This window comes from Pedobacter sp. Leaf170 (genome assembly GCF_920984665.1).
In the GTDB taxonomy this organism is placed as follows: domain Bacteria; phylum Bacteroidota; class Bacteroidia; order Sphingobacteriales; family Sphingobacteriaceae; genus Pedobacter.
This window is the reverse complement of sequence record NZ_CAKLBP010000004.1, coordinates 370,844-394,811: the sequence shown is the minus strand read 5'-3', so window position 1 is coordinate 394,811 and position 23,968 is coordinate 370,844. Positions and strand designations below refer to the sequence as shown.

At 35.6% G+C, this 23,968-nt stretch carries 22 protein-coding genes; 16 read left to right on the top strand and 6 right to left on the bottom strand.

The annotated features are described in order from the left end of the window. Window positions 1-204: 204 nt before the first annotated feature. Window positions 205-1,860, bottom strand: coding sequence for a glutamine--tRNA ligase/YqeY domain fusion protein (locus LUA90_RS12540; RefSeq protein ID WP_231491174.1), 1,656 nt, complete (start codon window positions 1,858-1,860; stop codon window positions 205-207). Between the two features lie 116 nt (window positions 1,861-1,976). Here LUA90_RS12540 and LUA90_RS12535 point away from each other — a divergent pair, with 116 nt between their 5' ends. From LUA90_RS12535 to LUA90_RS12505, 7 genes are all read left to right on the top strand, one after another. Continuing rightward, the gene (locus LUA90_RS12535; protein WP_231491173.1) at window positions 1,977-2,396 is read left to right on the top strand and encodes a cobalamin B12-binding domain-containing protein; all 420 of its coding nucleotides are present in this window, start codon (window positions 1,977-1,979) and stop codon (window positions 2,394-2,396) included. Window positions 2,397-2,399: 3 nt separating this feature from the next. Beyond that, window positions 2,400-3,176 (top strand): enoyl-CoA hydratase/isomerase family protein, encoded by a 777-nt coding sequence (locus LUA90_RS12530; RefSeq protein ID WP_231491172.1) that lies wholly within the window; start codon window positions 2,400-2,402, stop codon window positions 3,174-3,176. A 99-nt stretch (window positions 3,177-3,275) separates the two neighbouring features. Continuing rightward, window positions 3,276-4,700 (top strand): sigma-54 dependent transcriptional regulator, encoded by a 1,425-nt coding sequence (locus LUA90_RS12525; RefSeq protein ID WP_231460615.1) that lies wholly within the window; start codon window positions 3,276-3,278, stop codon window positions 4,698-4,700. Window positions 4,701-4,766: 66 nt separating this feature from the next. Next, the gene (locus LUA90_RS12520) at window positions 4,767-5,816 is read left to right on the top strand and encodes an AI-2E family transporter (protein WP_231491171.1); all 1,050 of its coding nucleotides are present in this window, start codon (window positions 4,767-4,769) and stop codon (window positions 5,814-5,816) included. 68 nt (window positions 5,817-5,884) lie between these two features. Beyond that, window positions 5,885-6,151: a YtxH domain-containing protein gene (locus LUA90_RS12515; protein WP_231460613.1), complete on the top strand. Its 267-nt coding sequence runs from the start codon at window positions 5,885-5,887 to the stop codon at window positions 6,149-6,151. A gap of 53 nt (window positions 6,152-6,204) precedes the next feature. Further along, on the top strand, window positions 6,205-6,585 hold the full coding sequence (locus tag LUA90_RS12510; RefSeq protein ID WP_231491170.1) for a phage holin family protein: 381 nt from the start codon (window positions 6,205-6,207) through the stop codon (window positions 6,583-6,585). Continuing rightward, the gene (locus LUA90_RS12505) at window positions 6,572-7,009 is read left to right on the top strand and encodes a hypothetical protein (protein WP_231460611.1); all 438 of its coding nucleotides are present in this window, start codon (window positions 6,572-6,574) and stop codon (window positions 7,007-7,009) included. Before LUA90_RS12510 ends, LUA90_RS12505 begins: the two co-directional genes overlap by 14 nt. 181 nt (window positions 7,010-7,190) lie before the next feature. Here the strand turns inward: LUA90_RS12505 and aspS are convergent, their stop codons facing one another. Both aspS and LUA90_RS12495 read right to left on the bottom strand, forming a co-directional pair. Then, window positions 7,191-8,936 carry an aspartate--tRNA ligase gene (gene aspS / locus LUA90_RS12500; RefSeq protein ID WP_231491169.1) on the bottom strand — a complete coding sequence of 582 codons (1,746 nt, stop codon included), beginning with the start codon at window positions 8,934-8,936 and terminating at the stop codon, window positions 7,191-7,193. Between the two features lie 121 nt (window positions 8,937-9,057). Beyond that, window positions 9,058-9,462, bottom strand: a complete 405-nt coding sequence (locus LUA90_RS12495) for a hypothetical protein (RefSeq protein WP_231460609.1) — start codon at window positions 9,460-9,462, stop codon at window positions 9,058-9,060. Window positions 9,463-9,873: 411 nt separating this feature from the next. Here LUA90_RS12495 and LUA90_RS12490 point away from each other — a divergent pair, with 411 nt between their 5' ends. From LUA90_RS12490 to LUA90_RS12465, 6 genes are all read left to right on the top strand, one after another. Next, a complete protein-coding gene (locus tag LUA90_RS12490) occupies window positions 9,874-10,431 on the top strand; it encodes an RNA polymerase sigma factor (protein ID WP_231491168.1) in 558 nt (185 codons plus the stop codon). Next, a complete protein-coding gene (locus LUA90_RS12485) occupies window positions 10,424-10,960 on the top strand; it encodes a hypothetical protein (protein WP_231491167.1) in 537 nt (178 codons plus the stop codon). The genes LUA90_RS12490 and LUA90_RS12485 overlap by 8 nt, the downstream gene beginning before the upstream one ends. 84 nt (window positions 10,961-11,044) lie before the next feature. Continuing rightward, window positions 11,045-12,346, top strand: a complete 1,302-nt coding sequence (locus LUA90_RS12480) for a hypothetical protein (RefSeq protein ID WP_231491165.1) — start codon at window positions 11,045-11,047, stop codon at window positions 12,344-12,346. 88 nt (window positions 12,347-12,434) lie between these two features. Continuing rightward, window positions 12,435-13,745, top strand: coding sequence for a DUF2268 domain-containing putative Zn-dependent protease (locus LUA90_RS12475; protein WP_231491163.1), 1,311 nt, complete (start codon window positions 12,435-12,437; stop codon window positions 13,743-13,745). 85 nt (window positions 13,746-13,830) lie between these two features. Further along, window positions 13,831-14,613: a TerC family protein gene (locus tag LUA90_RS12470; protein ID WP_231460605.1), complete on the top strand. Its 783-nt coding sequence runs from the start codon at window positions 13,831-13,833 to the stop codon at window positions 14,611-14,613. 88 nt (window positions 14,614-14,701) lie between these two features. Further along, window positions 14,702-15,331 carry a Pr6Pr family membrane protein gene (locus LUA90_RS12465; protein WP_231491161.1) on the top strand — a complete coding sequence of 210 codons (630 nt, stop codon included), beginning with the start codon at window positions 14,702-14,704 and terminating at the stop codon, window positions 15,329-15,331. On the opposite strand, the gene LUA90_RS12460 is transcribed toward LUA90_RS12465, so the two are convergent. Continuing rightward, a complete protein-coding gene (locus LUA90_RS12460; RefSeq protein ID WP_231491160.1) occupies window positions 15,328-16,218 on the bottom strand; it encodes a bestrophin family protein in 891 nt (296 codons plus the stop codon). The genes LUA90_RS12465 and LUA90_RS12460 overlap by 4 nt on opposite strands. Before the next feature lie 133 nt (window positions 16,219-16,351). Between LUA90_RS12460 and LUA90_RS12455 the strand changes: the two genes are divergently transcribed. Both LUA90_RS12455 and LUA90_RS12450 read left to right on the top strand, forming a co-directional pair. Further along, entirely contained in the window at window positions 16,352-17,875 is a 1,524-nt protein-coding gene (locus tag LUA90_RS12455; RefSeq protein ID WP_231491158.1) for an MFS transporter, read from the top strand. Window positions 17,876-17,887: 12 nt separating this feature from the next. Next, window positions 17,888-18,136 carry a DUF6814 family protein gene (locus LUA90_RS12450; protein WP_231460601.1) on the top strand — a complete coding sequence of 83 codons (249 nt, stop codon included), beginning with the start codon at window positions 17,888-17,890 and terminating at the stop codon, window positions 18,134-18,136. Between the two features lie 77 nt (window positions 18,137-18,213). Here LUA90_RS12450 and LUA90_RS12445 read toward each other — a convergent pair whose 3' ends face one another. Together LUA90_RS12445 and LUA90_RS12440 are read right to left on the bottom strand one after the other, a co-directional pair. Further along, a complete protein-coding gene (locus LUA90_RS12445) occupies window positions 18,214-19,398 on the bottom strand; it encodes a class I SAM-dependent rRNA methyltransferase (protein WP_231491156.1) in 1,185 nt (394 codons plus the stop codon). Window positions 19,399-19,462: 64 nt separating this feature from the next. After that, window positions 19,463-20,497 carry a LacI family DNA-binding transcriptional regulator gene (locus tag LUA90_RS12440; RefSeq protein WP_231460599.1) on the bottom strand — a complete coding sequence of 345 codons (1,035 nt, stop codon included), beginning with the start codon at window positions 20,495-20,497 and terminating at the stop codon, window positions 19,463-19,465. A 260-nt stretch (window positions 20,498-20,757) separates the two neighbouring features. Between LUA90_RS12440 and LUA90_RS12435 the strand changes: the two genes are divergently transcribed. After that, window positions 20,758-23,964: a TonB-dependent receptor gene (locus LUA90_RS12435; protein ID WP_231491155.1), complete on the top strand. Its 3,207-nt coding sequence runs from the start codon at window positions 20,758-20,760 to the stop codon at window positions 23,962-23,964. Window positions 23,965-23,968: the final 4 nt, after the last annotated feature.

Below are 23,968 nucleotides of genomic sequence, written 5' to 3'. Positions count from 1 at the left end.
CTCCTCTCTTTAGAGAACTATGTAGGGCTTTTAATTTGTTTAACGCTATTTCTTAAGCCCTTCCTTCCGGGGAGGGTTGGGTGGGCTTTTAATTCGGCTATTTAAACAATCTCTCTCCTCTCTTTGGAGAGAACTATGTAGGGCTTTAAATTTGTTTAACGCTATTGCTTAAGCCCTCCCTTCCGGGGAGGGTTGGGTGGGGCTTTAATTCGGCTTTTTAAAAGTATCTTTCAGCGTAACAGTTCTATTAAAAACCAATTTATCGGCTGTAGAATCTTTATCTAAGCAGAAATATCCTTTACGAATAAATTGATAACGTCCATCCAAATCTGCATCAGCTAAAGCAGGTTCGATATATGCGTTTGGTAAAACCGTTAAACTTTCCGGATTCAAATAATCTTTAAAATCGCCTTCTTCAGCATCTGGTGTTTCAGAAGTAAATAATCTATCGTATAGACGAATTTCTGCAGTTTTTGCGTGTTGCGCACTTACCCAATGGATTGTTCCTTTAACGTTAATGCCACTTGTATCGCTTCCGCTTTTCGATTCTGGAATATACGTACAATGAATTTCGGTTACATTTTCATTTTCATCTTTAACAAAATCTTCGCACTTAACAATGTAGGCAAATTTTAAACGAACCATTGCGCCAGGCGCCAAACGGAACCATTTCTTCGCAGGTATTTCCATAAAATCTTCACGCTCAATCCAAAGTTCTTTGCTAAAAGGAATAACACGTGTACCACCTCCATCTTCTGCCTCAGGATTATTTTCTCCGATTAAATCTTCAGTTCCTTTTTCGTAGTTAGTGATGATTAGTTTAATCGGATCTAAAACTGCCATTACACGATTAGCCGTTTTATTTAAATCTTCGCGAATACAGAATTCTAATAAACTTAGTTCGATTAAATTTTCGCGTTTTGCAATACCAATACGTTCGCAAAACTCACGAATACTTTTTGGTGTAAAACCTCTTCTGCGCAAGCCAGAAATTGTAGGCATGCGTGGGTCGTCCCAGCCGCTAACTAAGTTTTCGTTTACTAATTGTAGTAATTTACGTTTACTCATTACTGTTGAAGTAAGGTTTAAACGAGCAAATTCGTATTGTTTTGATGGAAAAATCTCTAATTTCTCGATAAACCAATCGTACAATTCGCGGTGCGAAACATATTCTAAAGTACAGATAGAGTGTGTAATGTGTTCAATACTATCACTTTGGCCGTGAGCAAAATCATACATTGGGTAAATGCACCATTTGTTACCGGTACGGTGGTGTTCGGCATGTTTAATGCGATAAATAATTGGATCACGCATTAACATATTCGGACTCGCCATATCGATTTTAGCCCTCAGAATATAAGCGCCATCGGCAAATTCGCCGTTTTTCATTTTGGTGAAAAGGTCCAAATTTTCTTCAACGCTACGGCTGCGATATGGGCTATCTTGTCCGGGTTCTGTTGGTGTGCCTTTTAATGCTGCAATTTCTTCAGCAGAACTTTCATCAACATAAGCTAAACCTTTTTCGATAAGTTTTACAGCTAAAGAATATAACTCATCAAAATAATCTGATGCATATAATTCATTTTTCCAGTTAAAACCTAACCATTTAATATCTTCTTGCTGGCTGTTAACGTATTCGGTTTTTTCGGTAACCGGATTGGTATCGTCAAAACGTAGATTAGTATAACCGCCGTATTTTTGTGTTAGTCCGAAGTTTAAGCATATCGCTTTTGCGTGGCCAATGTGTAAATAACCATTTGGTTCAGGCGGGAAACGCGTAACCAGGATTTCATACTTACCACTATTTAAGTCGTTCTCAACAATTTCTTCAATAAAGTTCAATGACTTTTCTTCACTCATAAAAACCTGTAAATTAGGAATGCAAAGGTAAAAAGATTAGAGCAATTCTGGTTGTTTTAGTTAATGATTAATTTGAACATCAAAATCAATACATTTACATCAACTTAATATTCATTATGAGCAAAGTATTAAACAGGCCAATACGTGTTTTGGTGGCAAAAGTTGGGCTTGATGGGCACGACCGTGGCGCAAAAGTAATTGCAACTTCTTTAAGAGATGCCGGTATGGAAGTGATTTATACCGGGCTTCGCCAAACACCGGAAATGGTGGTTAACACTGCATTACAGGAAGATGTAGATGCTATTGGCGTCTCGATTTTATCTGGTGCACACATGACGGTTTTCCCGAAAATTATTCATTTTATGAAAGAGAAACAGCTTGATGATGTACTTTTAACAGGCGGCGGAATTATCCCCGAAGCAGATAGGAAAAAGTTGGCAGATTTGGGTGTTGGGGAATTATTTCCTCCAGGAACAACAATGGCAAGCATTGTAGAGTATATTCAAAATTGGGTTACAGAAAACAGAAATTTTTAAGCGATGGCATATCAAAATTTAATATCAGAAGTAAAAGAAAATATTTTATATATAACGATTAACCGGGAAAAGGCGCTTAATGCATTAAATAAAGATACATTAACGGAACTTGCCGATGTAATTGAGTATGCTGAAAAAACCAACGATGTTAGAGGTGTAATTATTACCGGTGCTGGCGAAAAAGCCTTTGTTGCGGGTGCAGATATAAAAGAATTCTCTGATTACAACGGAAAACAAGGTGAGGAATTGGCAAGAAAAGGACAAGAAAATATTTTTAATGCGATTGAAAATTGTTCTAAACCATTTATTGCCGCCATTAATGGTTTTGCCTTAGGCGGCGGTTTAGAGTTGGCAATGGCTTGCCACATTAGGTTGGCAGCAGATAATGCCAGGTTAGGTTTGCCTGAAGTTACTTTAGGTTTAATACCTGGTTATGGCGGCACGCAAAGGCTTACTCAATTGGTTGGTAAAGGTAAGGCTATAGAAATGATTATTACTGCAAATATGATATCGGCAGAAGAAGCCGGGAAGATTGGTCTGGTAAATTATGTTGTGCCAAAGGCCGATTTAATTAGCAAAGCTGAAGAAATTTTAGGCTTTGTAAAGCAAAGAGCACCCCTTGCAGTAGCTGGTGCAATTAAAGCGGTAAATGCTTCAATAAATCAATCTGGCTATAATGTTGAAATTGAAGCCTTTGGAAAATGCTTTGATACGGATGATTTTAAAGAAGGTGTAAAAGCTTTTATTGAAAAAAGACCAGGAAAATTTACTGGTAAGTAGTCTTCGTATTATTAATTCTATGAGAATCTGGTATTTAGTGTAGAAAAAATTTCCCGTTTTGAAATATTTTCCCTAATTATGTACTACGATTCTCACCTTATGAAAAAAAAGATATTGATAATTGACGATGAGGTAAATATTGGCCTTTTATTGTCTAAATTTTTAACCCGAAACGGGTTTGAGGTAGCTAATGCCATTACAGGTAATTCCGCAATGGATATCCTAACTACGCAAACTTTCGATTTGGTATTATGCGATTATAGATTGGATGATACTGACGGGCGGGAAATTCTTATCAAAATAAAGGAAAATTACCCTACAACTGGTGTTATTATTATTACAGGTTACAGCGATATTAAACTAGCTGTTGAGCTAATTAAGTTAGGCGCTTACGATTATATAACAAAACCACTTTACCCTGATGAAATTTTAAATACGATTAATAAAGCGCTTGAAACCCAACGTGCTTTAAATGAAAATGTAGTAGTAAAAAATACAAAAGGCAGCAATAATAAAAATACCGAACAAGAGTACATCAACCACAGCGATTATATTGATGGCATGAGTGATGTTTCTAAAACCTTGTTAAAACAAATACATTTAATTGCCCCAACATCTTATAGCATAATTTTAACCGGTAAAAGTGGTACGGGTAAAGAATACGTTGCAAAAACCATCCATTTAAATAGTTTAAGAAAAGATAAGCCATTTATTGCAATGGATTGCGGTTCATTAACAAAAGAACTTGCCGGAAGCGAATTTTTTGGTCATGAAAAAGGCGCATTTACCGGCGCATTGTACACTAAAATTGGGCATTTTGAACAGGCTAATGGTGGTACCTTGTTTCTTGATGAAATCGGAAATTTATCGTACGAAATTCAAGCTACACTGTTAAGAACTGTACAAGAGCGTAAGGTTAAGCGCATTGGGAGCACTAAAGAAATAGATTTAGATGTAAGGATTATCGTTGCAACAAACGAAAATTTAGTCGAAAATATTTCAAAAGGAACTTTTAGAGAAGATTTATACCACCGCTTTAATGAGTTTTCCATTCATATTCCATCTTTAAAAAAGCGTGGTAAAGATATTTTAGTTTTTGCCGAGAATTTTTTAACGGTAGCGAATGAGGAATTAGGAAAAAATATAAAGGGTTTTTCTCCTGCAGTTAAAGAGTGCTTTTTAAATTACAATTGGCCAGGAAACGTTCGGGAGTTGAAAAACGTTATCAGACGTGTTGCGCTATTAACAGAGGGCAACGAAATTCAGGTAGATGTTTTGCCATTAGAATTATCTAACTATGTTAGAGATTACGATAGGGATGAAGTTTTAACACAGGTAAAACTTAAGCAAAGCGATAAACCAAAAGATTTAAAAAATGCAGCTCAGGAAGCCGAATATGATACGATATTAAGGGTTTTGAAAGAAGTAAATTTTAATAAAACCAAAGCTGCAAAAATCTTGAATATTGATAGAAAAACATTGTATAATAAAATCAAAGCTATTAAGATTGATGACCAAAATTAAATCTTAAATCAGCAAAAACAATTATTCTGTTTTTCATCTTTAGAAAGTACTAAGCAACACAACCTTATGTCGGTATTTTCTTATAAGCAACGCAATAACATTAACCTTGTTATAATAATAGCATTGGGGCTTTTAATTGCGTACTCTTTGCAAGGAATTTTTAGTGCCATATTAAGCACCCTAGTACTTTACACCATCATGCGCCCGGGTTATATATACCTCGCAGAAACCCAAGGTTGGAATAAAAGAATTGTAGCCATTCTTATTATTGCAGTTAGTATTGTGCTTATAATTTTGCCGTTTTATGCTTTAAGCAGCATGGTCATCAGTAAAATATCTGAGCTTAAAAGCAACGAAATATTTTTTAGAAACTTACTGGTTAAAATCCAACATCTTATTCCATTTAAGGTAAATGAAACTCTTATTCAGGATGGGATGAATAGGCTGGGTACCTGGGCAACCCAACTTTTTCCTTCATTAATATCGAGTGCAATAAATATTGTACTAAGCCTGCTGGTGATGTACTTTTTACTGTACTTTATGCTAATCGAGCGGAAACAATTTGAAACTTCTTTAATAAAATACGCACCACTACGAGAGCAAAATGCATTACGTTTTGGCGATGAAATGCGAAACACTACTTATGCAAATGTAATTGGGCAAGGTTTAATTTGTATTGTGCAAGGCTCTTTGGTTAGCTTATCTTTTTATGTTTTAGGCTATAAGGATCCGGTATTTTGGGGTGTTATTACTACATTTATATCGTTTGTTCCGGTATTGGGGCCTCCTGTTGTATTTGTTCCGGCAGCAATATTTCAAATTGCAAATGGAAATAACTTTGCAGGCTGGGCAATGTTAATATTTGGCTTTGTAGTTATCATTAATATCGATAACGTTCTCAGGTTTATAATCGCGAAAAAAGTTGGCAACATACATCCGATAATTACAGTAATTGGCGTAATTATTGGTATCCCTTTATTCGGAATACTCGGACTAGTATTTGGTCCGCTTTTGCTGTCTTATTTTATTTTGCTCATTAAAATTTATGAAACCAGTACGCTGGCTTCAGAAAGATTAGAAAGAATTAAAACAAATAATGAGCAAATTGAGTTATGATTTATAGCTTAACTTAAAATAATATAGCGCCGTTATATTGTAATGTTAAACCCTTAAAATAGATAATTATGAATGATAACTCAAAAGTTGTAGTTGCCCTTTTAGCAGGATTAGCTGCAGGTGCCGCATTAGGTCTTTTATTTGCACCAGAAAAAGGTGAAGAAACTCGTGATAAATTAAGCCAATCTCTAAAAGATTTAGGTGATTCTATCCGCGATAAAGCTGCAGACGAAATTAATAATCTTTCTAGTTTAAAAGAGAAAGTAGTTAGCTCAATTAAAACTAAATTGAGAAGTGTTGAAGAAGAATATAGCGACGACGTAGAGCACGCATAATAAATTTTTAGCCGGATGCGCCCGCATCCGGTTTCATTTACTCAATCTAAACTATGCAAGAAAATAAAGAAAAAAGCATCGAAGATATTGTTGACGATGCGAAGGGCTATTTAGAGGCTAGGATTGAATATACTAGGCTTTATTTAGTAGAAAAAGTATCTAAAATTTTTGCAGATTTAGTTACAAATACTGCCGTAATTGTTTGCTTTATTTTGGCTTTCCTGTTCGGCTCGGTTACGCTGGCGTTATTTTTATCTGATGTTCTTGGTAGTTTTACACGTGGTTTTGGTTGTGTATCATTAATTTATATACTCCTTGCCGTTGGGGTTTATGTAACTAAAGATAAGTACATAGAAAAGGCAATTATTAATATTGCGATAAGAAAGTATTTTGATAAGCTAGCGGATAAGGAGGAAGAAGATGAGCGCATATAAAAACATTCGCACTCTCGAAGATTTGCAATCTAGAAAGCTTGAGCTTAAGGTAGATTTCACGCTAAAAGGAAATTTGCTAAAGGCAGACGCCAAAAAATATGCAAAGCAGTTTACTTTAGGCGCATTGATTAAAAAATATGCTACGCCTAGTAATCTTTTTAAAGTTGATGATAAGCTAAATCTTAGTGGTACTGCAATGTCGTTAATTTTACCAATGTTTATGAATAAAACCTTATTTAGAGGCGCCGGGTTTTTAACTAAAGCAGCTGTTGGATTGGTTTCAGGAAAAGTTGGTAAATCACTTGATGCTGAACATATTTCTGCAATCTTTAATTCTGTTAAAGGTTGGTTTGGAAAAAAGAAAGAAAAAAAAGACAAAAAATTTATTGATTATGGCATCCCGCCGGATAGTGAAACTTACTAGTTCATTGGTATCAGTTGTTCATTAGTAACATTGGTTCATCAATATTAGTTGGTCATTAGTTTATACCGAAATGATAAAACTAAAAAACCCACTTAACATTATGCTAAGTGGGTTTTTTTATTGTCAAAATCCTTGTATGATTAGCCCAATGATCTAATCAACCAATGAACTATTGAACCATCTATAGATCCGTCTTAATCTTTAGTTCCTTTAATTGTTTTTCATCAATTGTACTTGGGCTATCAATCATTACATCTCTTCCCGAATTATTTTTAGGAAATGCAATTACATCACGAATGGTATCTAAACCAGCAAAGATTGAGGTTAAACGGTCGAAACCGAAAGCGATACCACCATGCGGCGGAGCACCAAATTCAAAAGCATCCATTAAGAAACCAAATTGTTTTTGAGCCTCTTCTGCACTAAAACCTAAATGTTTAAACATTAAAGCTTGTAACGCTCTATCGTGAATACGGATAGAACCACCGCCAATTTCCGTTCCGTTGATAACCATATCGTAAGCATTTGCACGAACATTTTTAGGGTCAGTATCAAGCAAAGCGATATCTTCTGGTTTTGGAGAGGTGAAAGGATGGTGCATGGCATGATAACGTTCAGTTTCTTCGTCCCATTCTAACAGCGGGAAGTCTAACACCCAAAGTGCCGAAAATTTGTTTTTATCACGTAAGCCTAAACGATTACCCATTTCTAAACGAAGTTCGTTTAATTGCTTACGAACTTTATCTGTTGAGCCAGCAAGAACCAAAATTAAATCGCCTTTTTCTGTGGCAAAAGCCTCGCTCCATTGTTTCAAATCGTCTTCGTTAAAAAATTTATCTACTGATGATTTAATGGTATCGTCATCATTATGGCGGGCGTAAATTAAACCAGTTGCACCTATTTGCGGGCGTTTGATAAAATCTGTTAACTCATCTAATTGTTTACGGGTATAGCTTGCAGCACCTTTTGCATTAATACCAACAACCAATTCTGCGTTATCAAAAACCGGGAAACCTTTTCCTTTTACAATATCGTTCAGCTCTACAAATTGCATGTCGAAACGTGTATCTGGTTTATCAGAACCATACAAACGCATTGCATCAGCATATTGCATACGCGGAACTTCAGGTAAATCGTAATTGCGAACTTCTTTAAATAAAGTGCGGATTAAACCTTCGAAAGTATTTAAAATATCTTCCTGCTCGATGAAAGACATCTCGCAATCGATTTGTGTAAATTCTGGTTGGCGGTCTGCTCTTAAATCTTCATCTCTGAAACATTTAACAATCTGGAAATACCTGTCGAAACCAGAAACCATAAGCAATTGCTTAAAAGTTTGTGGCGATTGAGGCAAAGCATAAAACTCGCCTTCGTTCATACGGCTAGGTACAACGAAATCTCTCGCACCTTCTGGTGTAGATTTAATTAAAACCGGAGTTTCTACCTCGATAAAATCTAAAGCATCTAAATAACGGCGAACCGATTGTGCCATTTTATGACGTAAAACCAGGTTATTTCTAACCGGGTTACGACGTAAATCGAGGTAACGATACTTCATACGCAACTCATCACCACCATCCGTTTCATCATCAATTAAAAACGGAGGTAATTTAGCTGCATTAAGTATTTCCAAGTCCGAAATTTTAATTTCAATATCACCGGTTAACATTTTAGGGTTTTTGTTGCTACGTTCTACAACGGTTCCGGTTGCTTTAATTACAAACTCTCTGCCAAGCGTACGGGCGGCTTCGCATAACGTACGGTTATCATCCATATTAAAAACTAACTGTGTTATGCCATAACGATCGCGAATGTCTATAAAAGTCATACCGCCTAAATCTCTTGATTTTTGTACCCAACCACATAGAGTTACACTTTCGCCTAGGTTATTTAGGTTTAGCGCACCACAAGTTACTGTTCTTAACATATATTGTAATCTAAATTGAGCGGCAAAAATACCGATTTTGTTTTAAAGTTTTGAGTAAAATTATGTTGCTGTTTTGCTTGCCACGGAAGCGCAGAAAACACGGAATTGGAAAGCTTTCCTTTTAATATTTTTCCTCCAAAGTAATTTCAATTGATATGACTTTCCATTCAGGGCCAAATTGTTTCCATTGGTAGATTTCTTCGGTTTGAGTGGTTTTCTTTTTGGTGAATATTAGCAGATTGCTTTGATGTACAACTGATTTTCTGGCAATTTTTTCGATAAAAATTTCATTATCGAATGATGATTTAATTCGATAATGTGAAGTGCTCAGCGATTTTAGGCTATCAAAATATCTTTTAACTTCTTCAAATAGCCCGGCTTTATCTAATATGGTTCCATCAGCGTTTTTATAATCAATGCTTTCATCAAGAAAATATGCGTATGCGCCAACGTCTTTCTGCTCTAATGCTAAATCAATTTTTCTGTGTATCGCATCTATTTCCGAAATAATTAAATCTGTTTCCATGGCATGAAGTTAATCCTTTGTTTCAGTGTTTTCAAAATTTAAGATGAATTGAATAGGGCATTTTGCAATTCCCCTCCTTTGGAGGGGTGCCCGCAGGGCGGGGTGGTTATTTTATTGTAGAAACGAAGTTAAATAAACCCGATTGTAGTAAAAATACTTTTTTAATGGATGCTCGAAAAAGATTACCACGCTGTGCCTCCTCGCAATGACCCAAGTGTAAGGGATTGACAGGAGTTTAAAAAAGATTGCAACGAAAGGCGGGGCTACAATAACCTAAAAGCTACTGCAATTGCTTTTCTAAAATTCAAACAATTACATATTTATGAGCGTAAAGAAGTTTCTTTAATTATTTTCTACCTTGATGCAACGTTTTAAAATCTCTTATGTCTTATAATCAGAATCATCAAAATTTTGGAGACGGTATACATCGATAAAAACCTAGAATTAGTAAAAGAATGCATGCAGGGCAGCCGGGCAGCGCAGTTTGAATTATATAAACTGTATGCCAAGGCGATGTATAACGTGGCCTTGCGAATTTTAAATTACGAAGAGGAAGCAGAAGATGTTTTGCAGGAATCGTTTTTAGATGCTTTTACACGAATTGTTGATTTTAGACAGGAAACCACATTCGGTTTATGGCTTAAACAGATTGTAATCAACAAATCCATTAACTATCTGCGTAAGCGAAAAATGGAATTTGTAAGTACTGATGAAATTAGTGAAGTGCCTGATGAATTAAGTTTTGATGAACACGAAACTTTATTACAAGCGGATGAAGTTAGACAAGCCATAACACAATTGCCAGATGGTTACAGAGTGGTTTTGAGTTTGTATTTGTTAGAAGGTTACGACCACGAAGAGATATCGCATATTTTAAAAATTAGTGAAAATACGAGTCGCACACAATACATGAGGGCGAAAAAGAAATTGAAAAGTATTTTAGAAATGAAAGGGATGAGAGATGAATAATAGATTAGAAACATTTGTTAAGGATAACCGAAAGGCTTTCGATGTAATGGAACCATCGGCTGCGCTTTGGGCAAAAATTGAAAAGCAATTAGATGAGCAAAAACCTGCAAAACAGGTAAAGCCAAAAAGGTTGTATTTATGGATGAGTACGGCTGCGGCTATTGTAGTTGTTTTTGGGTTAGTTTGGTTGTATAAAGGCAGAACACAAAATAATGATGTAGAAATTGCTGATGTAAATGCAGCTGCTGCTAAGAAAGAAATTCAGTTTACGAGTTTAATTACTGAAAAAAGGGATAGCCTGGCAATTTTTGCTTCTACAAATCCCGATTTGTACAAAAAATTTACAGCTGATTTAAAAAAGCTTGATGAAGATTACGAACGTTTAAAAGCGGAACTGCCAAATACACCAAATCAGGTTTTTGTGGTTAAAGCGATGGTTAAAAATCGCGAGCTTCAGTTAAACCTATTAAAGCAACAATTATCAATAATAAACCAGGTAGACGATTATAAGAAGGTTAACCAAATTTAGTTAATAAAAATACATGCGCTCATAACACTAAAACTTAGGCCAGCCGGCAGGTTTAAGCAACAGTGTTTTAAAAAAAACAACAACATGAAAAAAGCAATACTATTAGCCTTTGTGGCTTCAATCGCCGTAAATTCTTACGCTCAGCAAGCCAACATATCAATTACAACAGCCAATAATAATTATGCGGTTGTAAACACCAAAATAACATCTAATACATCTTCCGTTGTTAATGTTTATACAAACGATGCTCAGGAAACGGGAGGTGATAATGAACGCTCCAAATCTTTTAGTAAAAGTTTCAGCGTTGATAATGGTGATAAAGTTAATCTTAACAATCAGTATGGAGCCATGGTAATTAAAACCTGGGACAAAAGAGAAGTAAAGGTTGATGTTGACATAAGAGCCTATAGCACATCAGAAAGTGATGCGCAGAAACTTATTGATGAGGTGAGCATTGATGCCTCAAAGAGTGGTGATCTTGTTTCTTTTAAAACTAATGTAGGCGATAGAAGTGGCCGATATGGTAGAAACGTAAAAAACGGAGTTACAACCTGGAGAAGAGAAGTTAAGGTAAATTATACGGTTTACATGCCATCGGTAAATGCTTTAACGGTTTCACAACAATATGGTAATGTTGATATGGGCGATTTTTCAGGTCCAACATCTATTAAGGTTCAATACGGAAACTTAACTGCCGGGAATTTATCCAACAATAACAACTATATTAATGTACAGTATGGTAAAGCCACTATCGAAGATTTAAATACGGCAATTGTAAAGCACCAATACGGTAGCGGACTAAGTATAGGCGCAGTAAATACAATCGATTTGGATGCCCAGTATGTTGGAGTTAATATTAACTCTATACGTAAATCTGCAGATTTAAAAATACAGTACGGCTCTGGTTTAACTGTGGGTAATATTGCAGGTAATTTAATGCTTAACGCCGAATATGCAAAGGTTAACATCAATAACGTAAAAGGCAATACGGTAATTAAGCAAGCTTATGGTAGTTTAACAATGGCAAGCGTGGGCAAGCTATCTTTAAAAAGTGAATATACAAGTGTTGCGCTCGGTACTTTAAATGGAGATGCTAATATTGCGATGAGTTACAATAAATTAAACATTTCCGAAATTACACCGGCTTGTAAAAACTTAATTTTTGATGGCGAATATGTTGGTGTAGGTGTTGGTTTTGATGATAGATACGCAGCAAACTTTAATGTTACTACAACTTATGCAGGTTTTAAACATGGCTCGAATGTTTCGGCAAGTAAAACCAGCGGCGAATACGACCAAACTAAAAAGTATACAGGAAAAGTTGGAAGCGGCGGGAATGCCAATATTTCGATAAAATCAGAATACGGCGCTGTCGTTTTTAAATAAGATAAAAAATCAAAGCTTTGAGTCTTGTTTCTTAATTGATGCAAGACTTTTTGCTATAATCAAAAATCATTAAGATACACATCTAAACATGAGGAGTTTATTCAAATTATTAGCTTTTAATTTATTGGCGATATCTGCTTTTGCACAAGCGCCTAAGCAAGCTATTATAACTGCAGATATTGATAATTTTTGGTTGGCATTTGATAAAGTAAATAATGTAACTGATAGTTTAAAACAGCTTGAAATTCTACAAGCTGAATACGTAGATAAAGGTACGCCTGGCCTGAAAGCTTTTATGGAAGCAAAAAGTTATACTACAGCTGCCTGGCTGGATTGTATTCGTAAATATCCTAAGTATTGGGCATCTATACGTGCTAAAACTTATCAAGTTAAAAGTTTAACAACCCAATTTAACCCATACCTTAAAAAATTTAAGCAACTATACCCCGAATTAAAATCTGCAAGCATTTATTTCTGTATAGGTGCTATGCGTTCTGGCGGTACTACACAAGGTGATAAAGTATTAATTGGCGCAGAGCTTGCAACGGGAGATTCTGAAGTAGATATTTCTGAGTTGCCACAAAATACCAAAAAATGGCTAGCTACATATTTTGGGTCTAATCCTTTTAAAGATATTGTTCTTTTAAACATGCATGAATATGTTCACACACAAGAAAAAAGTAATGGTAATACTTTACTTGCCCAATGCATTTTTGAAGGCACAGCAGATTTTGTTGCCGAATTAATTACCGGAAAAGTTCCGGCTATGCCTTACATGACCTATGGGAAAGCTAATCATGAAGTGTTAAAAGCAAAGTTTAAGGAAGAAATGTTTTTGTCAGAATTTAGTGGCTGGTTGTATAATGGAACATCAAACCGATATGGGGTAGGAGACTTAGGTTATTACATCGGCTATTCTATTTGCAAAGATTATTATGAGAAAGCTAAAGACAAGAAAGCCGCCATTAAAGAGTTGATTGAGCTAGATTATGGTAATGATGTGGCTGTAGAAAGATTTTTAAGAAATACCAACTATTTTATCGAAGGATTTAATAAGGAAGAAATAGTGAAAGCTTTCGAGCAAAATAAGCCTATAGTTACGCAAATAGGACCTTTTAGGAATGGCGATATAAATGTTGAATCAAATATTACCGAATTGACCATATTTTTTTCTAAGCCAATGGATAAAAACAGAATGTCGATTAGTTTTGGTGCAGGTGGAGAAAAAACCTTCCCACTTAAAAAACCTTTAGGATTTGCAGATGGTAACAAAAGCTTAAAGTTTTTGATAGAACTTAAACCAAATCAAAATTATGAAATGTTAATTACTGGCAGAGGTTTTAAATCAATAGATGGCTACCCACTAGTCGAATATCCTGTTAATTTTAAGACAAAATAGCGCTAATCCAAGGTAAATTTTAATCACCTATTGCCTAAAAGCATAAGTCTTTTTAATATCTTCGTGCTATCAGATTAATAAAAATATGGACTTTTTAAGCACGCCCGAAGCGTGGATTTCATTACTAACCTTAACAGTTCTCGAAATCGTTTTAGGGATAGATAACATCGTATTCATTTCTATCTTATCGGGCAAATTGCCAGCAAATCAACAGAAAAAAGCAAGGCAGCTTGGTTTAGGTTTAGCAATGATTACCAGAGTATTATTGCTACTTTCTTTAAGCTGGATAATGACTTTAACTTCTCCATTATTTAATATTGGAAGTTGGATAGGCATTACATCCGGAGAATGGTTTGAGAAATTAGCGATTTCAGGGCGGGATTTAATTTTGATTATTGGCGGTTTGTTTCTGATTTACAAAAGCACACATGAAATTCATAACAAATTAGAAGGTGAAGAAGATGATGAAGGCAATATAAAAAAGCATTCTTTTTGGGCTACCATTGTTCAAATCTTAATATTGGATATTGTTTTCTCCCTCGACTCCGTAATTACAGCTGTTGGAATGGCAGATCATATCGAGATTATGATTGCCGCCGTAGTAATTGCCGTAATTATCATGATGTTTTCGGCTGGAGCAATTAGTGAATTTGTTAACAATCACCCAACGGTAAAAATGCTTGCATTATCATTCTTATTGCTAATTGGCGTTTCCTTATTAGCTGAGGGTTTAGACCAACACATCCCGAAAGGATATGTATATTTTGCAATGGCATTTTCTGTTTTAGTAGAGATGTTAAATTTAAAAATGAAGAAAAATACAAAGAATAAAAAACCAGTTAAGCTTCGTAATATTCCTAAAGAATAAGGCTGGTTTTAAGCTAAAAAAAATGCTTACCTTGTTTAGGGTAGGCATTTTTTTTGCCTTAATATTTTTAAATCACCCGCTCAATTTTATGAAATCTCACTCAGGAAAGATTTATGCCTTAATCGCCGCAATAGTTATTTGGTTTGCACTCTGTTTGCAATTTAACTTAAGTTTAAGACTTAAAAATGGCAATGTCATTTCTACGTTAGCTCTTTTCCTATCTTATTTTACAGTACTTACAAATATATTATGTGGTATATGTTTAACATCAATAGTATTATTTCATGGTAAAAGTTTAGGCAAATTTTTTTCAAAATCTTCAACCATAACCGCAATTACCATTTACATATTAGTTGTTGGGCTAATTTATAATGTTGCACTTCGTGGATTAGTGCAATTAAAAGGTTGGCGTATAGTAGCTGATGAACTTTTGCATGTAATAAACCCATTATTGTTTTTAGGCTTATGGGTGTTTTTTGTGGAAAAATCGGCGCTGAAATATCAACAAACTTTTAACTGGTTAATTTACCCATTATGCTATGTGGTAATGACTATTATCCGCGGTTCCGTAATTAACGAATATCCGTATCCCTTTATCAATGTAGTAGAGTTGGGTTACCCGAAGGCATTATTAAATACTTTTATTATAATGATTGTTTTCTGGCTACTCTCCATGTTATTTGTGTTTATCGCAAAGCGATTAAATCACAAAAATTAAAGAATATATTCCTCGTTAATTGGTTTTATTGGTTCAGGGATTTCTTTTTCTTCCAGCATTTGCAGTAAATTAATTTCGATGGTTCTGGTAATAGAATTTAAAGGAACACCAGCCGAATTATTTTCGAATGGATTAACCAGGCTCATACCATTAATTTGGGTTGATACAAAAACGAATCCAATCATCCAGCCTAAAAATATAGAATATACACCTGCCGATTGACTGATAACAAGTGTAAAGGTCATAACAAATAACCAGATAAAAACCTTTGTTAAATAGTTATAAGTAGTTGGGAAAATCGTATTTTTAATACGTTCGCTCATGCCCATCGAGTCAGAAAAACGTACAAGCATTTCGTTAATTTCTATAAATCTGAAACCATCAATTGCATTAGCTTTTGATAATTTTTGTAAATCTCTGGATTGAATATTTAGAAGCGCATTGTGCGTATTCTTGTGTTTTGCCATCTCGGCGATGTCGGCTTCATCCAAATATTTAATATAAATTTCATCTACTGTATCCCTCAGGTTAGCCTTCAATGCATAAAGAAATGCAATGTGCCTGTAAATCATTCTTTTTACAATAACCTGATCGTCTTCAGCATAATTAATTAAATTTCTGGTAAAAGAGCGAGAATCGTTAACCAATGCGCCCCAAACTTTTCTGGCTTCCCACCATCTATCGTAAGCTTGATTATTGTTAAAACCAATAAAAAAGGCAATGGCTGTTCCTAAAACAGTTGGTATTATCGATGGGATTTCAAAATGATGCGCAATCAGGTACTCCCTAACCAAGTAAGCCACGCTGCAAGATGCAATCATGATTAAATCAACTTGCCAGGTATTTCTTAATATTCTGGTTAACCTAATGTTTTGTACTAAAAGCATAAATTTATTTTTTCGTATCAAAATACAAAAGTAAAGCTGAAATGTTTTAATTGTAACAATTTAAATCAAGCTAAAGCACATTATATTGTTTTGAACTGCAAATCATTATCTTAGAAAACCAAATATCATATTTATGAGTGAAGAACTTCCGAAGAATAACATTTTTAAAGTTATTGGTGCCTCATCTTTGGGTACATTAATTGAGTGGTACGATTTCTATATTTTCGGTAGTCTGGCTGTAATTATCGGGCATCAACTTTTTCCTGAAGATGCCGGGGCTTCTGCGCTAATTAATACGCTTGCAATTTTTGCTGCGGGTTTTATTGTTCGTCCTTTTGGCGCTTTGGTATTTGGCAGATTAGGCGATTTAATTGGCAGGAAATATACTTTTCTGCTCACGCTCATTTTAATGGGCGGTTCTACCTTTCTAATCGGATTAATTCCTTCATACAAAACCATTGGTTATGCTGCCCCGATTTTGGTTTTAATTTTAAGACTTATTCAAGGCTTGGCTTTAGGTGGTGAATATGGTGGAGCAGCAACTTACGTAGCAGAGCATGCGCCAAAAAATAGGCGGGGCTTTTTTACCAGCTGGATTCAAACAACCGCTACATTGGGTTTATTTTTATCGCTTGGCGTAATCGTAATTACCAAAAATATTTTAGGCGCTGATGTTTTTGGCGATTGGGGTTGGCGCATTCCTTTTTTACTTTCTATTTTGTTAGTGGTTGTTTCAATCTACATCAGGCTGAAAATGCATGAATCGCCAATGTTTTCTAAACTTAAATCAGAAGGCAAGGTTTCTAAAAATCCACTAAAAGAAAGCTTTAACAATAAGGCGAATTTTAAAATGGTTTTGCTGGCATTATTTGGGGCTACCATGGGGCAGGGCGTTATCTGGTACACCGGACAATTTTACGCTCAATCATTTTTAGAAAACACCTGTAAATTAGATTTTAACGATTCGAGATATATTTTGCTTTGGGGAATAGCCTTTGCAACACCTTTCTTTGTGATATTTGGAGCATGGAGCGATAAAGTTGGTCGGAAATGGATTATGCTGAGCGGAATGTTACTCGGTATTATTTTTTACCGACCGATTTACCAAACGTTTTTAAATGATACGAGTGTTGAGAATTATGCTAACAGTCCTGTGCTTTCTAGTACTTCGAGCGATAGCAAAATTACGCCTCTTTCAGCTTCTGGAGATAGTTTAAGTGTGGTGGAAACCAGAGTAAAACTTGCAAATGGTATGCAGTTTACAAGAGTTCAAACCGATACCATCTCTGTTACCAAAGGAATTTTGCCAGCAAAAGAATTGGTTAAAGATAAAGTATTACCAACGCCTGTTTTCTGGAAATTTGTAGGATTGATTTTCTTTCAAATATTGCTGGTTACCATGGTTTACGGCCCAATAGCAGCCTTTTTGGTCGAACTTTTCCCAACTAAAATACGCTACACTTCCATGTCGCTTCCATACCACATTGGTAATGGGGTGTTTGGTGGTTTGGTTCCATTTATTGCAACATTAATTGCCAGTTTTGCAGGCTCAAATCCACTTTCTGGTCTGTGGTATCCTATCGGGATTGCAACCTTAAGTTTAATAATCGGTACAATTTATTTATCGAACAAAGCAGACGAAAACATTAACGATTAGAAAATATTTTTTATGAATAGGTTAAAGAAATTTTTAGGTTTAATTTGGATGGTTTTAGGTCCGGTTGCGATGACTTTTTTATTTATTCAGGCAATTGATAAAGTAGGCTTAGCGCATAGCGATATCGAAAGAACAAACACCATGTTGCAGTGGGGAATTATACTTTTTATATTTTTCCCAATTAGCCTGGGGCTTATGATTTTTGGTTTTTATGCCTGGAAAGGTGAATATGAAAAACTTGAAAGTTCACAAAAGATTTAAAGATTTAACTTGCCACGTAAACACGGATTAACACGGAATTTTTTTCCTTGTGTTCTGTGTTTCCGTGGCATTTTTTCTTACAAAACCCTGAGCAATAACCCTTTTAAATATTCTCCTTCAGAGAAAGAAATACGAACCGGATGATCTTCAGGCTGGCAAAATTGTTTAATGATTTGAACTTCTTTGCCGGCATCAAGCGCTGCCCAGGCAATAATTTGTTTAAAGGTTTCTATATCAATCGCTCCTGAGCAAGAAAAAGTAGCCAGTAAACCACCTTTTTCTAAAAGCAACATGCCTAAACGATTTAAATCTTTATAAGCCCTTGCCGCTCTATCCATCGCCGAACGAGAAGGCGCATATTTTGGTGGGTCTAAAACAATAACATCAAAAAGTTCTCCGCTATCTTTAAAGACTCTCAATTGTTTATTAACGTCAGATTGTATAGTTGTAACCTTCTCCGCATCAAAATTATTTAAGGTAATATTTTGTTTTAAGGTTTCGATGGCTAAAGCAGAACTATCAACACTGGTAACGCTTTTGGCGTTTTTCGCAAGGCTATTTAAAGTAAAACCACCACTGTAACTAAAGCAATCTAATACTTTCTTGCCATTTGTATAGCTTGCCAAAATGCTTCTGTTATCTCGCTGGTCGCAGTAAAAGCCCGATTTTTGTCCTTCTGCAATATTGATATGGTAAGCAATTCCATTCTCTTTTACTTCTAAAAATTCAGGTGGATTTTCTCCCCAAAGCAAACCATTTTCAATGGCTAAACCTTCATGTCCGCGGGCTATGGCATCACTTTTATCAAAAATTCCTTTCGGATTAAGTTCTGCTTTTAAAATTTCAACGATATCATTTTTAACGCTTTCAATGCCTGAGCTTAATATCTGCAAGGAAAGAAAATCTGCGTATTTATCTACGATGAGGCCGGGCAAAAAATCAGCTTCGCTAAATACTAAGCGGCATGTATTTGTTTCATCATTTAAAATAAACTGGCGTGAAGCGATAGCTTGTTTTAAACGGTTTTCATACCATTTTGTATCTATTGTTTGGTTTTCATCCCATTCCAAAAGGCGAACAGCCACACGAGAATTGCTGTTGTAGTAGCCATAGCCTAAAAACTCATCATCAAAAGCAATAACTTTTACAACTTCTCCATTTTCTGGTTTACCCTTTACTTTTTCCAAAGCACCCGAAAATATCCATGGATGCCTTTGAATTGCTGCCTTCTCTTTTCCCCTTTTTAAAATGATTTCTACCATGGCGCAAAGGTAAGTAAAAGAGATTTAGGCTTTAAATAATTAATTGTGCTTTTGTAAATGAAGTCTATAGAAATGGATTTCCAACGTTTTTCTGCATCCTTACAAGCTCTGTATCCAATACTTTAGTTTCAAATTCGGTAATTGGTCTTTTTGCTTCAATCATTGAGATAAGCAATTCTGTGGCAACTTGCCCCATTTCAAAGGCTGGTTGTTTAACCGAAGTTAAAGAAGGACTAAATAAATCGACCAGGCTTGAGTTTGTAAAGCCCGCTATCGCGATTTTATGTGCAACTTCAGGGCTGCTTTTCTTTAAAGCCATAATACAACCAGTGGTTAACCTATCGCTCGAAATAAAAATACCATCAGGTTTAAAGGGCAAAAGTTCTTTTACTGCATCTTCTAACTCGGCACTATGCATGCCTCCATGCTGGCAATATTTTACCAGTTCTGGATTAAAATTGATATGATATTTGGCGAGAGCAGCTTTGTAACCAGCCAAACGTTCTTTTGTAATGGATAGGGTTTCAGAATTGGTTAAGTGTGCTATTGTTCTTTTGCCAGATAAAATCAAATGTTCCGTTGCATCAAAAGAGCCTTTAAAATTGTTTGCAATCACTTTGTGTGTTTCAAAATTATCGGGTACTCTATCAAAAAACACAATGGGCAATCCTTTTTGATATAAATCTTTAAGGTAACTGATATCTTGGGTTTCTGATGATAAGGCAATAAGCAAACCATCAATCGAACGAGATGCCAGATGCTCTACGTTAAGTTTTTCCTGTTTGGAGGATTCGTGGCTTTGTGCTATTATAACATGATAATCCCTTGCGTAAGCGATGGATTCCATTCCATTTATCACCTGAGAAAAAAAGTTATTGGCAATTTCACTTACAATAATGCCTATTGAATAACTCCTTCTTTCTTTTAAGCTTCTGGCAATTGGGTTGGCACGGTAATTTACTTTCTCGGCGTATGCTAAAACTACTTTTTTGGTTTCTTCGCTAATTTCGTAGCGATCTCTCAAAGCTCTTGAAACTGTAGAAGTAGATAATCCTAAAGCTTTGGCAATATCTTTTATAGTTGAAGTTTCAAATCTCATCTCTTATACTTGCTCACAAGTTACAAAAAATATCTCTTTTAGGCATTTCAAGTCTATTTTTTATAAACGTTAAAACTACGTTTTTGGGAACGATTGCACACTTTTTTGGCTAAAACTGGTTTCAAGCCATTTTTAGTTTGTAAAATTGTTACACCATACAACCAAATATTAACTAAGAATATTTCTACAACTAAAAATAATATTCTATAAGCAAGCAGTTGCACATTCTAAAAAAACCAAATATCAAACAATTAACAGTTATGAGCAGAATTTTACTCTTTTTTAGTGTATTCGCTTTTTATTTCAGCACTGCGCTTGGGCAAACCAAAACGGTTTCGGGCACAGTAACCGAAGCAGGAGGTGAAACCATCCCAGGCGTAAGCGTTTTAATTAAAGGAACCAAAACCGGTACACAAACCGATAACAACGGGCGGTTTTCTATAGCCGTAAATACCGGAGCTACGTTGGTTTTTAATTATATAGGTTATAAAAGCAAAGAAGTTACGGTTGGTAGCCAAACGAATTTAAAAATCAGTCTGGAATCAAACGCTACAGAATTAGATGAAGTTGTGGCCATCGGCTATGCAACGGTTAATCGCCGAGATTTAACCGGTTCAGTTTCATCAGTAGGGGCAAAACAATTAAAAGATATTCCTAATAATTCTCTGGCAGAATCAATTGCTGGTCGTTTGGCAGGTGTGCAGATTACAGTTTCAGAAGGAACGCCAAATGCAAGCGCACAAATAAGGGTGCGTGGTGGCGGTTCGATTACGCAAGATAATACACCGCTATATGTGGTTGATGGTATTCAGGTAGAAAATGCTTTATCTGTTTTATCACCTCAAGATATTGAAAGTATAGATGTTTTAAAAGATGCATCTGCGACAGCAATTTATGGTTCCCGTGGTGCCAATGGTGTGGTTTTAATCACAACAAAAGGCGGCAGAGAGATGAAGACTACCATTACTTATAACGGTTTGGTGGGTATCAGACAATTAGCAAATAAGCTTGAAGTAATGAATCCTTATGATTTTGTTAAGTATCAGTACGAGGCAAGTCGCGGAAACGCAACCAGTGAAAGTTTATACGCAGGTTATTATGGAACTTTTGGCGATTTAGAGAGTTTTAAAAGTTCGCCATTTGTAGATTGGCAAGAAGAATTATTTGGCAGAAATGCATTAATGCAAACGCACAATGTTGGTGTAACAGGTGGTGATGCAAAATCTACGTTTAATTTAAGTGTAACTTCAAATACTGAAGACGGTGTAATGCTTGCTTCAAATTTCGATAGAAAGCTTATCAATTTTAAATTCGACCATAAGTTTAATAACAAGCTTAAAGTTGGTTTTAATGTAAGATACAATAACACCGTTGTTAATGGTGCAGGCACAAGTAGCGAGGGTTCTTCATCGCTTAACAGATTACGCCAGGCGGTTAAATACAGGCCATTATTGGTTAAAGGTCAGGATGTTTATGCTTATGATCCTGATTATGCCAGTGAAACAAATGGAAATAGCCTTTCTTTGGTAAATCCATTATTATTGAATGATGCAGAATACAAAAAGGTATTTACGAACGTAACCAACTTTAACGGTTATTTTAATTACACAATTTATAAGGGTATATCTTTTAAAAGTACATTGGGTGTTGATTTTAGCAACAGCCGTACTAATATATTTAACGATATCATCACAAACGAATCAAGACTGGTTGGCTCATCTCAGCCAATTGCTTCTATCGGAACCTCTAACAGACAAACGATTAACAACTCAAACGTAATTTCTTATACAAACTCAGGTTCTAAAAGCGAATTTAGTAAACGCCATAGCATCGATGCCTTAATCGGTCAGGAGCTTTATCAAGATAAAGTGCAAGCTTACTTTACAGAAAACAGGTTATTTCCTATCGGGATAACCGCCGAGCGAGCCTTATCAAACATGGCTTTAGGAACAACGCCGGCTGGTGCAGCTACATCAAGCGATTTAACTGCAAGATTGTTTTCCGTTTTTAGCAGGTTAAATTATTCATTCGATAAAAAATACCTTTTAACCTTAAGTATGAGGGCAGATGGTTCTTCGAAATTTGCTGAAGGCAATAAGTGGGGTTATTTCCCGTCAGGTTCAATTGCCTGGAGAATTTCGGATGAGAAATTTATGGAAAGCTTTAAAACTTCCATCCGTATGAATGATTTGAAGTTGAGAGTAAGTTATGGAGAGGCAGGGAATAACCGCATTGCCGATTTCTTATATACAACTCAATTCAGGCCTACAGCTTTTTACGATATAAACAATACTTTGGTAACGGCACTGGTTGCACCAGAACTTTCAAACCCTAATCTGAAATGGGAAACTACAATCTCTAGAAATATTGGTTTAGATGCAGGTTTTTTAAACAACAGGTTACAATTTTCACTTGATGTTTACAGCAATAAAACCAGAGGTCTTTTAGTAAATAATCCATTTCCATCAACAAGCGGTTATGCTTTTCAACTTCAAAACATCGGCTCTACAAGTAATAAGGGTATAGAGTTTCAAATCAACGGAACACCAATACAAACTAAAAACTTCTCTTGGGCAACTAATTTTAACATTTCCTTCAACAAAAACAGAGTGGAGAGTTTGGGTGAATACCAAAAAGCTTTCTTAATAAATTCTGGTTGGGCTGGAACAAATGTTCCGGCAGATTACCAGGTTGCAGTAGGGCAGGCCGTTGGTAAAATGTATGGCTTAGTGAATGATGGTTTTTATAAAATTGAAGATTTTAACTACGCAAATGGTGTTTATACATTAAAAACAGGTGTACCAAATAACTCGAGTGTAACCTCACTAACGCCAAAACCGGGTGTAATCAAATTTAAAGATTTAAATGGTGATGGAATTGTTGATATTACGAATGATAGAACAATTATTGGAGATGCAAATCCAAAATTTACAGGTGGTTTTAATCAATCCTTTACTTACAAAAACTGGGATTTAAACGTATTTGTAAATTTCCAGGTTGGTAACGATATTTTAAATGCAAACAAGCTAGAGTTTACAAGTGGTTATACGCCAAACAGTAATCTATTGGCTGTTATGAATGGCCGCTGGAGAAATGTAAACGACCAGGGTGTGGTGGTAACCGACCCTACGGAATTGGCTGCACTTAATGCAAATGCTACGCTTTGGAGCCCACTAACCAGTAACAGTTCTTTCTTCGTAAATTCTTACGCAGTTGAAGATGGTTCTTTTTTGAGAATTAACAACATAACCTTGGGCTATACTATGCCAAGCGAGCTTTTAAAACGAATCAAAATAAACAGAATGCGTTTTTATGCAACCGTTAATAACCTTGCTGTATTTACAAATTATTCTGGTTACGATCCGGAAGTAAATACTCGCCGTGCCAATGGAACAACCCCTGGTGTAGATTATTCTGCATATCCTCGCAGCAGAGCATTTATTTTTGGTATAAACTTTACGCTTTAAACTG